This is a genomic window from Rudaea sp. (assembly GCF_036383415.1).
Classification (GTDB): Bacteria; Pseudomonadota; Gammaproteobacteria; order Xanthomonadales; family Rhodanobacteraceae; genus Rudaea.
In genome coordinates, this window is record NZ_DASVOK010000137.1 from 1 (window position 1) to 14,547 (window position 14,547).

General features: G+C 64.5%; 8 protein-coding genes and 1 pseudogene. 2 read left to right on the top strand and 7 right to left on the bottom strand.

Annotated elements, in window-relative coordinates; translation table 11 throughout:
* From VF497_RS05300 to VF497_RS05325, 6 genes and pseudogenes are all read right to left on the bottom strand, one after another.
* Window positions 1–1,228, bottom strand: a pseudogene (locus VF497_RS05300) (hybrid sensor histidine kinase/response regulator); the annotation flags it as partial.
* Between the two features lie 28 nt (window positions 1,229–1,256).
* On the bottom strand, window positions 1,257–2,312 hold the full coding sequence (locus VF497_RS05305) for a PHB depolymerase family esterase (RefSeq protein WP_330886590.1): 1,056 nt from the start codon (window positions 2,310–2,312) through the stop codon (window positions 1,257–1,259).
* Between the two features lie 40 nt (window positions 2,313–2,352).
* Window positions 2,353–3,606 (bottom strand): MFS transporter, encoded by a 1,254-nt coding sequence (locus VF497_RS05310; RefSeq protein WP_330886591.1) that lies wholly within the window; start codon window positions 3,604–3,606, stop codon window positions 2,353–2,355.
* A 510-nt stretch (window positions 3,607–4,116) separates the two neighbouring features.
* Window positions 4,117–6,324 (bottom strand): TonB-dependent receptor, encoded by a 2,208-nt coding sequence (locus VF497_RS05315; RefSeq protein ID WP_330886592.1) that lies wholly within the window; start codon window positions 6,322–6,324, stop codon window positions 4,117–4,119.
* 151 nt (window positions 6,325–6,475) lie between these two features.
* Window positions 6,476–6,796: a hypothetical protein gene (locus VF497_RS05320; protein WP_330886593.1), complete on the bottom strand. Its 321-nt coding sequence runs from the start codon at window positions 6,794–6,796 to the stop codon at window positions 6,476–6,478.
* 217 nt (window positions 6,797–7,013) lie between these two features.
* Entirely contained in the window at window positions 7,014–10,013 is a 3,000-nt protein-coding gene (locus tag VF497_RS05325; protein ID WP_330886594.1) for a TonB-dependent receptor, read from the bottom strand.
* A 495-nt stretch (window positions 10,014–10,508) separates the two neighbouring features.
* On the opposite strand from VF497_RS05325, the gene parC reads away from it, so the two are divergent.
* Window positions 10,509–12,749: a DNA topoisomerase IV subunit A gene (gene parC / locus VF497_RS05330; protein ID WP_330886595.1), complete on the top strand. Its 2,241-nt coding sequence runs from the start codon at window positions 10,509–10,511 to the stop codon at window positions 12,747–12,749.
* Window positions 12,750–12,761: 12 nt separating this feature from the next.
* Here the strand turns inward: parC and VF497_RS05335 are convergent, their stop codons facing one another.
* Complete coding sequence (locus VF497_RS05335) at window positions 12,762–13,655, bottom strand: hypothetical protein (protein WP_330886596.1); 894 nt, start codon at window positions 13,653–13,655, stop codon at window positions 12,762–12,764.
* Between the two features lie 176 nt (window positions 13,656–13,831).
* Between VF497_RS05335 and VF497_RS05340 the strand changes: the two genes are divergently transcribed.
* Window positions 13,832–14,547, top strand: a 716-nt coding sequence (locus VF497_RS05340) for a penicillin acylase family protein (RefSeq protein ID WP_330886597.1), incomplete at its 3' end; no start/stop codon positions are given.

Consider the following 14,547-nt stretch of genomic DNA (forward strand, 5'->3'; position numbering starts at 1 on the left):
CCGGCGCGAGCGTGGCCAGCGCGGCGAACGACTGCGCGCCGATGTCGGCCAGCGCATTGTTGCCGACGAGAGCGCGGCTGTAGGCCCAGGCCAGCAGCAGCACGGCGAGGATCGCGGCGCGGCGCTGGTTGAGCACTTCCACGCGCAGGTCGCCGCGCGAGCGCATCCAGCCGCCGCGTGCGCGCAACGGCGCAACGAAGTGGTTGGCGATCATCAGGCTCAGCGCATACGTCGCCACGATCACCATGCTCGTCGCCGCCGACAGGCCGCCGAGGAAGGCGAGCAGCGCGAGGCCGTTGCGGCCTTCGGTCAACGGCAGCACGAGCATGTACAGGTCGGGCTTGACGCCGGCCAGGGCGAAGCGCGCGTCGCCGAGCCGCGCGAGTGGCAGGATCGGCAGCGAGATCAGCAGGATGTAGAGCGGGAACAGCCAGCGCGACACGCGCACGTCGTTCGCGTCGCGGCATTCGACGACGCCTGTGTGGAACTGGTGCGGCATCGTGAACATCGCGAGCGCGCCGAGCAGGATCAGAGCCGGGAAGCCGCCCGTGTCGGGCACGCGCGCCGGATCGGTGGCGACGGCGCCGAGGTTCGCGCCAAGCGCAAGCGTGCCGACCGCGAGCATCGCTACAAGCTTGAACACCGATTCAAAAGCCACGGCAAGCACAAGGCCGCGGTTGTGCGCGACCGCCGACGCCCGGCGCGTGCCGAACAACATCGCGAACAGCGCCATGAGCAGGGCCACGTACAGCACGCTGTCCTGCCAGGCCGGCAGGCCCTGGTCGTGGTAGACGAGGATGCCGTAGCTCATCGCGACCGCCTTGAGCTGCAGCGCGATGTACGGAACGATGCCGAGCAGGGTGACCGCGGTGACCAGCGCGGCCAAGCCACCATTGCGGCCGAGGCGCGCCGCAATCAGGTCGGCGAGCGAGGACGCGTTGTATTCCTGCGCCAGTCTGACCAGGCGCATGATCACGGCGATGCCGACGAGGTAGAGTGCGATCACGCCAACGAAGGTCGGCGGCAGCCACCAGCCCGAGCGGCTGGCCTGGGTGATCGTGCCGTAGAACGTCCACGAAGTGCAGTGCACGCCAAGCGACAGCGTGTAGACGATCGCCCAGCGCTTCTTCAGGAAGCCCGGATGACGCTCGCCGTACAGCGCGATGCCGAACAGCAGGCCGAGCCAGAACACGCCGGCGGCGATGACGGTCGCGGCATTGAGCGTCATCGCTGTTCCCGCAACGCGGCGATTCGATTCAGTTTGTAGGGCGGCCGAGCGCCGTCAGCGCGCGCACGAGCCAGCGCAACTGCACGGCGTCGCGCGTGTCGTAATTCGCACCGGAATACCCGAACCAGTCCCAGCATGCCTTCGGATTCAGAGGAGTGAAGCTCGCTCGCGTCTGAGGATACAGCACGGCGACATCGTAGACGTCGGCCCAGCGATTGAAGCCGGCGTCGCGCACGAACGCTTCGCCGACGCTGTCGGTATTCTGCTGGCAGCCGTGCAGGGCGACGAGCACGCCGCAGGGCTTGCCCGCCGCGCACGCGGGCGGCACGTAGACGTAGCCAAGGTCGGCGAGGAAGGCGTCCTTGCCTTCCTGCCGCAGGGCATTCTGGTCGAAGCGGCGCAGCTCGCCGGCCGCGTTTTGCGGCTGGCGCGGCGGCGTGCCGTAGAGCGCGGCGAAAACCGCGCCGGCTGCGTCGAATCCGCACTTGCCTAGAAACGGCGGCCCGAGCTTGTCGCAGGGATTGCCGGAGTCGAGGGTCGGCATCGTGTGGGTGAAGTCGCGCTCGCCGTCGTAACTCACCTGCAACGTCGCCAGCGCGGGTTCGGAAGACTTGAGCGCGGTGTAGAAATCGGCCGTAGCGCGCGCGACCTTGTCGGCGACAACCGGGTCGCTGCGACCATGCAAAATGTATACTTTCGCTCCCGCCAGCTTGTCGAGCGGACCGATCTGGCCTTTCGCAGCGCGCTCGCGCGCCGTGGCCGCAAGCGCGGCTGCATCAGGCACAGGCTCGCCCTTCATGCACGCGGAGACGGCGTTCTCGATCTTGCCCTGCGCACAGCCGTACGGACCGCCCGAGATCATCGCCGCATCGTGGAAGATTTCCGGATAGGCGAGTTGCGCCTGCGTAGCCATGTATGCGCCGGAGGAAAGGCCGGCAACGGCGACGCGCGCAGGATCGACATGCAGCGACGGCAGCGAAGAGGGCGAATCCTGGTGACGGGCGCAGGATGATGCGGCGAGCGCGGCCAGCAGAATGGCGCCGCACACCGTGCGTGGCACGCGATTGCGGGTTTCGTTTCTCATGACGAGTAGTGCTCCATGAACGTGCAGGATTCGGCCGCCCCTACTCTACCCAGTCCCGCGCGACGCGGCGCGAGGCGCAGTACAGCAGCACGGCGGCGACAAGATAGAAACCGAGGCCACAGAGGAAGGCCACCTTGATCGAATCGGCGGCGTAGACCGGCGCGAGCGCGTCCGCCAACCGGCCGAAGAAATACGGACCGAGGCCGAGCCCGATCAAATTGTTGACGAGCAGGAACAGCGCCGACATCGTGCTGCGCGATCCGGCCGGCGCCAGATGCTGCACGGCGGTCAGCACAGGCCCGAGCCAGACCAGGGAGAACGCGTACGGCAGCAGCAACAGCAGGAAGGTTTCCAGCGGCGTGCGCGCGAGGATCGCCAGCGCGTACAGCGGCGCCGAAGCGAGGAACGCGACAGCGGGAATCAACGCATAGGCACGCTTGCCGCGTGCGCCGAGCCTGTCGCCGAGCCAACCACCCGCGCCCATGCCGGCGATGCCGCCGAAGAAGAGCACCGCGGCGAACAGCTGCGAACGCGCGACGATGTCCATGTGCAGCGTGCGTGCGAGGAACGTCGGCAGCCAATACATCAGGCCATAGGCGACAAGCGAGGAGCAGCCGCAGCCGATCGCGAGCAACCAGAACGTCGACTTGCTAGCGGCGAGTCTCGCCACCGCGGCAAGCCCGAGTTGCGGCGCGGCCGCAGACGCCTGGCGCGGCGGATCGCGCACGAGCAGGCGGAACGCCGGCGCGAGCAGCACGCCGAACGCGCCGATCGCGAGGAAGGCAAAGCGCCAGTCGACCGCGTTGGCGACGAGTCCGCCGAACAGCACGCCCGCGGCACTGCCGATCGGAATGCCGAACGAATAGATCGCCAGCGCGCGCGCCTGCGAGCGCGGCGGGAAATAATCGGCGATCAGACTGTAGGCCGGCGCCACGCCGCCGGCCTCGCCGACGCCGACGCCCATGCGCGCGACGAACAGCACGGCGAAACCCGTCGCCATGCCGCACAGTGCGGTGAACAGCGACCAGAGGAACAATCCCGCGGTGATGATCCAGACGCGCGAGAAGCGGTCGGCCAGCCATGCCGCTGGAATCGCAAGCACGGAGTAGAACAGCGCGAAGGCAAAACCACCGAGCAGGCCGAGATCTGTGTCGGACAGATGCAGGTCGGCCGCGATCGGTTCCTTGAGGATGGAAAGAATCTGCCGGTCGAGGAAGTTCAGCGTGTAGACGAGGATCAGCAGCGCGAGCGCGACGTGGCGCGAGCGCGTTGCGTCTTCGATCGGTTGTTGCAACGCATCGCTCCTCATCGACAACTCGCCGCTTCTGCTCTGTTTTTGCTCGTCATTCCCGCGTGCTCTTGGCGGGAATCCAGTGCCTTTGCTCTTTTCGGTCGTCATTCCAACGCAAGCCAAAGACACAAGTGGGTGCCGCAGCATCTTTGCTCTGGCTTTCTGCCTTTCGGTCCCCGTTTGCCGCGGCGACAGCATGAGGGAAACGCCCGAAGGGTCGGCGCGATGGATCGCGCCGATTCCGCTGCCTGCACAGGGATGTGCAGTCAGTGGAACCCGGCATGTCCTCGCGGACTCGCCGCGCAGCGGCGAGCGCGGCATCCGGGGTGTGTTCTCTTTGGTTACTTTCTCTTGCACAAGCAAGAAAAAGTAACCCGCGCGCCGGATGCGCGCGGAAAGGCGAAGGGACGCGGTTGCAAAGAATCAAAAGCAAAGTCACTGGATTCCCGCCAAGAGCATGCGGGAATGACGAGCAGGAGCAAAAGCTGGTCATCTTAGAGACCGCAGGTCAGATCAGAACGCGTACTTCGCACTGGCGAAGACCGTGCGCGGCGCGCCGTAGAACCCGGTCAACACGCCGAGCGCCGCGATGTTGTAACCGTCGGTGCGGTACGACTTGTTGGTCAGGTTGCTGCCCTGCAAGGCGAAGGTCCAGTGCGCATCGCGGTTCCAGATCACGCTCGCGCCGAGCAGGCCGTAGGGGCCCTGCGCTATGACCGGACTCAGGTCCGTGGTCGGGAACACTTTCGACTGCCAGTTGTAGCCGACGCGCGCGCGCAGGTTGCCGCCGAAGCTCACCGGCGCCGAATACTCGACGTTGACGCCGGCCTGCGCGTTCGGCGCGGCGGCGAAGCGCTGCTTGTCGGCGATGTTGACGCCGTTGGTAAAGTACTCGTCGTACTGGGTGCGCAGCCCGGCGACGTTGCCGATCACCGACCAGTGCTCGATCGGGCGCCAGGAGAACTCGGCCTCGATGCCGTAGGCATGCGCCTTGCCTGCGTTGGTGAAGTCGCCGTAGAAGCCCGGTGTTCCGTTCGCCTGCGTGTACGAGGTGAACACGGACAACTGGATGTCGCGGTAGCGCGTGTAGAACACGTCCGCATTCAGCGCGAACTTGCCGTCGGCGAAATTCGACTTGCTGCCGAACTCGAACGTGTCGAGCACTTCGTCGTTGACCGGATGGTCCGCGACCGGTGCGGCCAGCGTGTTCGCACGGATGTTGTAGCTGCCCGACTTGAAACCGCGGCCGAGCGAGGCGTAGAGGTTGGTCGTGTCGTCGAGTTTGTACATCAACGACACGCGCGGCGAGACGTTGCTCGGGCTGCGCGAACGGTCGAAGTTCGCCGTGGTCGCTACCGGTGCGCCGAAGCTCGCGTCCTTCGTCGTGTAGTTGTGCACGACGGCGTGCTTGGTCTCGTCGGTGTAGCGCAGGCCGGCGGACAGGTCCCAACGCTCGCCGAGTTTCCAGGTCCAGTCGGCGTAGAGCGCGTGGCTCTTCGTGTCGACCTTGCCGCTGGTCACGCCGAATGAGAGGCCGAAGAAATTGTTGTGGATCCAGCCCGCAGCCGTCGCGTCAAAATAATAGAAGCCGATCACGCCGTTGCTGCCCGCGCCCTGGTAGTTGGCCTGGAGTTCCTGCGAGGTCTGGCTGTCGCGGTAGTAGGCCTTGACGTCGGCGATGGTCGCCGGCGTCGTGTCGAAGTCGATGTTGGTCAGCGTGTTCGACTGGCGATGCGCGGTGATCGACTTGAACGTCCACGCTTCCGACGGAAACCAGTTGATGCGCAGCGACTCGCCGACCATGTGGGTCAGGTTGACGCTGGGCATGCCGCTGCGCACGTCATAGTCGCTGTCGATCGGCGGATACGCCGGCGCGAACTTGTTCGGCCCGAGCATGCGCGCACCGCGCGGATTGGAATTGTCGTGCACCGCGTCGGCGCTGAGCTGCACGTCGAGCGGCACGTCCTTGGGAAAGAAGCCGGCGGCGATGCGCCCGGCGTTGGTGTTCTGGTTGCTGACCGAGTCGCCGCTGACCAGATTCTCGCCATAGCCGTCGCGATGCAGCGACGCGTACGCCGCGCGTGCGCGGAACACGCCATCGTCGCTCGCACCGCCGAGGCCAAGCTTGACGTTCCTGCGGCCTTCATTGCCGAGTTCGACCTGGGCAAAGCCCTCGGTCTGCGTCGGCAGGTCCTTGGACACGTACTTGATCGCGCCGCCGAGCGTGTTCTTGCCGTACAGCGTGCCCTGCGGGCCGCGCAGCACCTCGATGCGCTGCACGTCGAACACGTCGAGCAGGGCGCCCTGCGGACGCGCGATGTAGACGTCGTCGAGATACAGGCCCACGCCCGGATCCGAGCCCCAGGTCGGATCGGATTGGCCGACACCGCGGATGTAGGTCGTCAAGGTGCTGTTGCTGCCGCGCGCATCGTGGATGACGAGATTGGGCACGTTGCCGGCGAGATCGTTGAGGCTCTGCACGTTGCGCGCTTCGAGCGTCGCGGCGGAGAGCGCGGTGACCGCGATCGGCACGTCCTGCAGCGTCTCCTCGCGACGACGCGCAGTCACCGTGATGCTTTCCAGCGAGGTGGCGTCGTCCGACTTCTTGTTGTTGTCCACCGGCGCATCCGCCGCTGCGGCCGGCGCGGTCTCCGCGGCCTGCAGCACAACAGGCGACGCGAGCAGCACGGCAATGGCAAAGCTCAGGCAATTCGCTTTCATGGCTCCCCCGTTTGTTCTGTGCGGTCGCGCGACCCCACGCGACGATGCGGCACAGCCTAGAACGGAGCCATGGGCGAGGCACTTATACTTTGGGAGGAGGTTATGCGTGGCGATGATGGCGGCAGCGATGCGCGGCGCGGACCATACCGCATCACTCCGAGCATTCGCAGCCCGCGAGCGGCCGCGTGGCGATGTAGGTCAGATTGTTGGTGTAGGAAACGAAGCCGTGATAGCGGCCGTAGAGGCGCAGCAGACACACATCGCGCTTCTTCTGCACGAAGAATTCGTAGTCGGTACCGGACGGGGCGGCGACGAGAAACGGCCGAGGTCCGCGCGTGCTTTCGGCCAGTGCCGTCGACGTTTGCCGCGCCAGAGATTCGCCGGCATCCGCGCCCTCACCCTGCTCGACGAGGATCTCGCTCAAGCCGCGCTGCATCTGCGCGGCACAATCGGCGGACGGCAGATTCGTCACGCGTGCAACGGTGGCACACGCCGCGAAACAGATCGCAATCGATGTCGGCGCGAGCACTCGGCACGTGCTCGCGATTGATGTTCGATCAAGACGCATGGTGAAAACCTCGATGCACGATTCGGACGGCGCTCGCCAACCTATGGTACGAACAGCCTCGACGCCATGAAAGCGTCGAGGCTGGAGCGGCGTCCAGTTCACCCTTCCTAGAAGTCCATGCCTAGAAGTCCATGCGCGCGCTGAAACGGACATAGCGCGGTTGCTGATAGTCCGTGGTCAGGCCGAAGGTGTTCACCGTCTGTGGATTGCCTGCGTTGGTGTCGTGGGTCATCGAGACGCGCACCGCATTGTGATCGTTCAGCAGATTGAACACATCCATGCCGAAGGTCAGCTTTGCGCCATCGATCTGCGGACTCCATTTGACGCCGACGTCAAGGCTCTTGATCCACGGGGTGCGACCGACCGTGCCGCGCTGGACCAGCTTCTGGATCGCATCACCATTGGCATCGGCCCCGGCATTGCAGTAGTTGCTGCTCGGCCCATAACTTTGATTGATGCTGGCAAGTTGTGCGCTCCCCTCTGGCCCGGTTAGCGGCAGAAATCCGATGCAACTGATCGGACCACCGGACTCGACCAGCAGGTTGCCGGACACTATCCAGTTCGGCGCAGGCTTGTAGGCACCGAAGAGCTTGAACACGTGGCGATGGTCGTTGGGCAGGTTGCCGTTGATGCCGTCGGTAAACGACGGGTAGTCGAAGTCGGCCGTGGTACCCGCATCGCCCTGCTGGAAGTTCGAATCGACATAGCCTTCCGCATTGCCGTAGTCGTGCGACCAGGTGTACGAGGCGTGTGCGTACCAGTTTTCATCCCACTGCTTCTCGACGAACAGTTCGATGGCGTTGTAGCGGCGCTTGTACTTCGGCACCATGAAATACTTGGCCGGGATGGTGACATTGGTCAGCTTGCCGTCGCCGTTCAAATCCAGCTTGAATGCATTGTCCCTTCCGGGGTTGAGCAGCATGCAGCTCGGCAACGTGCTGTCGTCGAAATTGGTATAGCCGTGATCCGCCGCCCAATTGTCGAACGCGCCTGCCCAGCAATAGTCGTCCATGCCGGCGCCAACCTTGCGTATCGTCGTGCTCGCGCCGGCCGACCAACGCTCGGCGAATGCATGCTGGAATCCGAGGATCAGTTCATCCTGATACATCGGCTTGAGGTTGGTCGCCGCGTACTGGCCGGGTGAAGGGATGACGCCGGATTCGCTGACCACCGTCGAACCGAGATGTTGGCCCAGAGTGATCGGCGCACCGGTGCGCGCATCCTGGCCGGTGAACGTATAGAAGTCGGAAACGAATGTCTCGGCCCGGCTCGCACGGATGTTCGTGTTCGACGCCACGGGGATGTAGTAGCGGCCGAGCGTACCGAACAGCTTGTTGGCGGAATCACCGGTCATGTCCCAGGAGAAACCGAGACGCGGCGCAAGCTGGTTGCTCGACTTGACCGTGCTGCGGCCGAGGGCATCCTTGTTGTCGAACGTTTCCTCGCGCAAGCCCGCGTAGAACATCCAGCGGTCGTTGAACTGCCAAGTGTCTTCGATATAGGCCGCGGTATTGTCGACTTGGTACTTGCCGCTGGCCGCGGAGACATGGCGGGCGCGCACATACTCGGTGGTACCGGCCGGCGGCGTCACGCCGTTGACCTTGCCACCCAGGTACACGTAGTAGCGCCAATACACGCCGCCGGTATAGGTGTAGCCCAGGTCGGTAGAGGTGAATTTCTCGCCGTCGAAGCCGCCGCGCAACGTATGGCTGCCCAGCTTCCACTCCAGATCGAGACGGCCCGCACGGCGCTTGTCGTAGGGATTCTCGCCTTTCGGATCGGAAATCGTAATGTTGTTCTGGTTGTAGCATCCCTCCGGAACCAGGTCGCCGGTCGCTCCGTTGCCGACCGTGCGACCGTCGAGCACCCAGGGGCAGTCCGCGCCGGGCAGATTGCGCGGGTCGCGATAGTTGTCCATCTTGAATTGACCGTACTGCGCCGACAGCGTCAACGAGTCGGTCAGATAGCCGGTGTACTTGGCAACGTAGAGGTCGCCACCGCTGATGTCGGTATAGCGATCGGAGGGAGTGAGATGCTTCGTGCTCCAGAGCGCGTCGCCGTTGTCGTAGGTCTGTACCGTCGTCCGATCGTGGCTGCTGATGCCGGTAAATTCGAGCAGGTGATGATCGCTGATGTTCCAATCCAGTTTGACGAAGGCGTGCGGCGTCTTCACCGTGCTGCGCGCGTTGAGATTCATGCCGTAGGCGGTATTGGTCACCGGGTTGAAATCGTCGCGGGTGTTGGATTGCCCCTCGACCATTGCGTAGATGAACAGCTTGTCGCGCACGAGAGGTCCGCTGAGGTAGGCGTTGTAGGTGACGTTGTTCTGCTTGTCGGCCTCGTCGAAAATCACGTAGTCCTGACCGTTCGGGTTGCGCACGTTCGGCCCCTGCGAGCGCAATGCGTCCGGTTCCCAGAATGCCGCTCCGCCGAATCTCCAGTCGTTGCTGCCGCGCTCGGTGACGATGTTGATGACGCCACCGAGCGAACGCCCGTATTCGGCACCGTAGCCGCCGGTCTTCACCTGTTCCTGCGCGATCGCGTTGAACGGCAGGGTGAAGTAGCTCTGGAAAGTGTGCAGGTTGGTGACGTCGAATCCGTTGATGTAGTAGCCGTTCTCCGCAACCGATGAACCGCCGAACGAGGCGAGGTTGCCGAAACCGGGATCACCCTTGACCGTGCCCGGCGCCAGCAGGGCCACGTTGGTGATGTCGTGGGCCACGGGCAACACGGCGAGCTGCTGAGCAGTGAATACCGTGGTCGATTCGACCGACGACACGTCGATCGGATTGACCGCATTGGCAGTCACGGTCACCGTGCCCAGGGAAGTGCCCGTCGCCGCGCTGACAAAATTCACTTCCGTACCGGTGCCGACATTGACGCTTGCGTCACGCGAACCGGCATCGGTGGTGACCTTGTAGCGACCCGTCGGCAATTGGGAGAAGCGGAAGCGGCCTTCGCCGTCCGCCGCGATCGAACGTTTACTGCCGGTATCTAGGTTTTCGAGTGTCACCGAAGCGCCGGAGGACGCCTGGCCGAAAATCGAACCCGTGGCCTGCTGGGCATACAACTGGCCTGCGGCGATGCATGCGCCGAGGGCAACTGCCAGACGTGTCAGCAAGAGGTTCGAGTGCCGAAATGTGGAACGAATCATGTGATCTCCCTTGAATCAGGCAAATACGCGCCGAAAACCGTCGATTGCGACGGCACCGAAAAAGTGCGCCCGAAGAAGCGCACCTACGTCGTCCCCAAACATGGAAACCCCGAAACGCCGGATCCGGTACGAAGATCGGTCCTCGCACCTGCCGCACACCCCATATCCCTGCGCGGCTGCCCAACTATCTTTGCGATTGCTTGTGAGTGCTTGCGATTGCTTTTGGTTTGGACCTGGCAAACCCGAAATGGAAGTCTCTGCCCCCGCAGACCATGACTTCTGGCACCCCTGCGGCACCGTAAATAAAAAGTTAAATCAAGTCAACAGATGTATCGAAATTTTGTCCTGCGCAGACCCAGGCACCGAAAGGGAGCATGCCGTCGCACTGAGCCGACACCGGCTCATTCATGATTTCCGGCACAATAAGCGGCTTATTTCCACCCGGGCCGCGAACGATCCCCGATGAACCTGCAAGCCAACTACGAACAACTGCCGCTCAAGGAATTCGCCGAGCGCTCCTATCTCGACTACTCGATGTACGTGGTGCTCGACCGCGCCCTGCCTTTCATCGGCGACGGATTGAAGCCCGTGCAGCGGCGCATCGTCTACGCGATGAGCGAACTGGGCCTCGACGCGGCGGCGAAGCCGAAGAAATCGGCGCGCACGGTCGGCGACGTGATCGGCAAGTTCCATCCGCATGGTGACTCGGCGTGCTACGAGGCGATGGTGCTGATGGCGCAGCCGTTCTCGTACCGCTATCCGCTGATCGACGGCCAGGGCAACTTCGGCTCGCCCGACGATCCGAAGTCGTTCGCGGCGATGCGCTACACCGAATCGAAATTGACCCCGATCGCCGACCTGCTGCTCGACGAACTCGGCCAGGGCACGGTCGAATGGACGCCGAACTTCGACGGCACGCTCAAGGAACCCTCGTGGCTGCCCGCGCGCGTGCCGCATGTACTGCTCAACGGCTCGACCGGCATCGCGGTCGGCATGGCCACCGACATCCCGCCGCACAATCTGCGCGAAGTCGTCGAGGCGGCGATCCTGCTGCTCGACGAGCCGGAGGCGTCGATCGCCAACCTGTGCCAGAAGATCAAAGGCCCGGATTTCCCGACTACAGCCGAGATCATCACGCCGAAGGCCGAGCTCAAGGCGATGTACACGAGCGGCAACGGCTCGGTGCGCGCGCGTGCGCGCTACGTGATCGAGGACGGCAACGTCGTCGTCAACGCGCTGCCTTACCAGGTCTCGGGCGCGAAGATCATCGCCCAGATCGCCGAGCAGATGCGCGCGAAGAAGCTGCCTATGCTCGAGGACCTGCGCGACGAGTCCGACCACGAGAACGCGGTGCGCCTCGTGCTGATTCCGCGCAGCAACCGCATCGATCTCGACGAGATGATGCAGCACCTGTTCGCAACGACCGACCTCGAGAAGAGCTACCGCGTCAACCTCAACATGATCGGCCTCGACGGCAAGCCGCAGGTCAAGGATCTGAAGAAGATCCTCAGCGAATGGCTGCGTTTCCGCGAGCAGACCGTGACGCGCCGCCTGCAGCATCGGCTGGAAAAGGTCGAGCGCCGCCTGCACCTGCTCGAAGGCCTGCGCATCGCCTTCCTCAACCTCGACGAAGTGATCCGCATCGTGCGCACCGAGGAGGAGCCGAAGCCGAAGCTGATCGCGCGCTTCAAGCTCAGCGAGGAACAGGCCGATTACATCCTCGAAACCCGCCTGCGCCAGCTCGCGCGACTCGAGGAAATGAAGCTCAACGCCGAACGCGACGCACTCGAGGAAGAGCGCGCCAAGATCACGGTGATCCTGAAATCGCCGGCGAAGATGAAGACACTGATCAAGGACGAGCTGCGCGCCGATGCCGAGAAGTACGGCGACAAGCGCCGTTCGCCGATCGTCGAGCGCGAGGCCGCGCAGGCGCTCGACGAGTCCGCTCTGGTGGCGAGCGAGCCGATCACGGTGATCCTGTCGGAGAAAGGCTGGGTGCGCGCGGCCAAGGGCCACGATATCGATGCGGCCGCGCTCGGATATCGCGAAGGCGATGGTTTCCACCAGGCCGCGAAAGGCAAGACCGTGCAGAACGTCGCTTTCATCGATTCGAGTGGAAGGAGCTATTCAACTCCAGCCCACACTCTTCCCTCCGCGCGAGGCAACGGCGAGCCGCTGACCGGCCGCTTCACGCCCGCCGGAGGCGCGCGTTTCGACGCGGTCGCGATGGCCGACGCGGCGACAAAACTCGTGCTTGCTTCCGACTTCGGCTACGGCTTCGTCACCAAATTCGAAGCGCTGCTAGCGAACAAGAAAGCCGGCAAGCAGATCATCAATCTCGACGACGAGGCGCATGTGCTCGCCCCGGCGTACGTGAACGATCCCGCACGCGACCGTATCGCCGTGGCGACCAACCTCGGCCACTTCCTCATGTTCTCGGTCGCCGAGTTGCCCGAACTCGACAACGGCGGCAAAGGCAACAAGCTGATCGAGATTCCGAAAGCGAAACTCGGCGAGGGCGAACGCGTCGCCGGCATCGCCGTCGTCAGCGAAGGCTCGGGCGAAGTCACCGTTTACGCCGGCCAGCGCAAGCTCATCCTCAAGTGGGCCGATCTCGTCGAGTACAACGGCAACCGTGCCCAGCGCGGCGGCAGCCTGCCGCGCGGCTTCCAGCGCGTGGAGCGGATCGAGACCACGGGCTGACCGCAGCGAGCGTCAGCGCATCGCGCAGCGGAATTGCGTCGCGGCGGCGCGTGCCGCCTCCGCGATGCGCAGCTGCCACGCGTCACCGACATGTGCGATGCGCAGCGGCACGGTTGCGCCCGGCATGCCACGATCCGGCGTGAGCAACAGATCGAAGCTCGCCGCATCGTGCCAGCCCTTGAATGCGAGCGTGGCGTGGTCAGCGCCGAATTGGCACGACAGTACGAGACGCGGCCCCGCCTCGTCGAGCGCGGCCACGCGCAGCGGGCGCGTCGCATCGTCCGCATTGAACTCGAGCAGATGTAGTCCATCGGGCGACGGCGCGACGACATCCGCGGCGTTGTGCACGAACGCAGCCTTGCCGTTCGCCGGATTGACGAGGAAGCTGCCCGGCGCATCGTGGCCGAACTCGACTTCGATGCGGTGATAGCCGCTGCCGGACAGGCGACCGAGATAGCGATGCGTCTCGCTGTCGCCGTCGGCGCTCGCGGTCGACGGGCGATTCCAGTCGACGAACTCGACTACCGCGCCCTGTGCGGGTCGCAGGCCGAGGCGCGTGCCGGCACGTACCGCCGCTCCCGCGCCCAGCGCCTTGCGTTCGCCCGCGTCGAGGCATGATCGACTCGCCGCGGCGCAATGGAAGACGTCCGCGGCGACCGGCAGCGGCAACGCATCAGCGCCGACGACTGGTGCGGCGCGGATCGCGTCGACGTCGGCCGCCGTGAGCAGGACCGTTTCGGTCCGGCGCCCGTCTTCGTCGGCATCGGATGCGGCGAGATCGAGCACGCCCGGGCTGTCGAAGCGCAGGCCACGGTCGGCTTCGGCCGCCGTGAGCATGGATGCGCAACACGCGATTGTCGCAGCGAAGCAGGCACGACGGGTGAAGCGCAGGCTGAAGACATTCATGGATTGGATTTCCGAAACGGTTGCTGCACTGTCGTCGCGAATTCTTGCACGCGCCTGCGGGCACAATGCGCGAACGCCGGCCATTCGATCCGTGAGGCGTTTCGCATTGCGCGCAACGCACCACGGCCGCGATGGATGCCTTACCATCGCGCGACGTCCCTTCCGCGCCCATGCCCATGTTCCTGCGAATCCTGCGCCGTCTGTTCCTCATCCTGATCGTCGTTCTGGCCGCCGGCGCGATCGGCGCCTACTTCCTCGTCCGCGCCAGCCTGCCGAAGCTCGAAGGAGAGATCCCTGCGGCACGCTTCGCCGCCACGGTCGAGCGTGATGCCGCCGGGGTAGCAACGATCAAGGGGCCGAATCGGGCAAGCGTTTCGTACGCGCTCGGCTATTTGCATGCGCAGGAACGTTTCTTCGCGATGGACCTGATGCGCCGCGCGGCTGCGGGCGAACTGTCCGAACTCGTCGGCGCGGCGACATTGAAGCTCGACAGGCAGCGCCGCGCATTCCGCATGCGTGCACGCGCGGAGGCCCTGCTCGGCACGCTGCCGCCCGAGCAGCACGCCGATGTCGCCGCCTATCGCGACGGCGTCAACGATGGCCTCGCTGCGCTCGCATCAAAGCCGTGGGAATACTGGCTGCTCGGTGCGACGCCGAAGCCGTGGAGCGAAGCCGACTCCATCCTTGTGCTCGATGCGATGTTCTTCGACCTCAACGATTCGAGCAACGCACGCGAACTCGCCTACACGCGCATGAAAGCCGCGCTGCCCGAGAGCGTGGTCAAATTCCTGCGCACGACCAGCGGCCCGTGGGACGCACCGCTGTCCGGCCCGGAAATGCCACTGCCCACACTGCCGCCCGAAGGCGACATCGACCTGCGCAAGGCCGACGC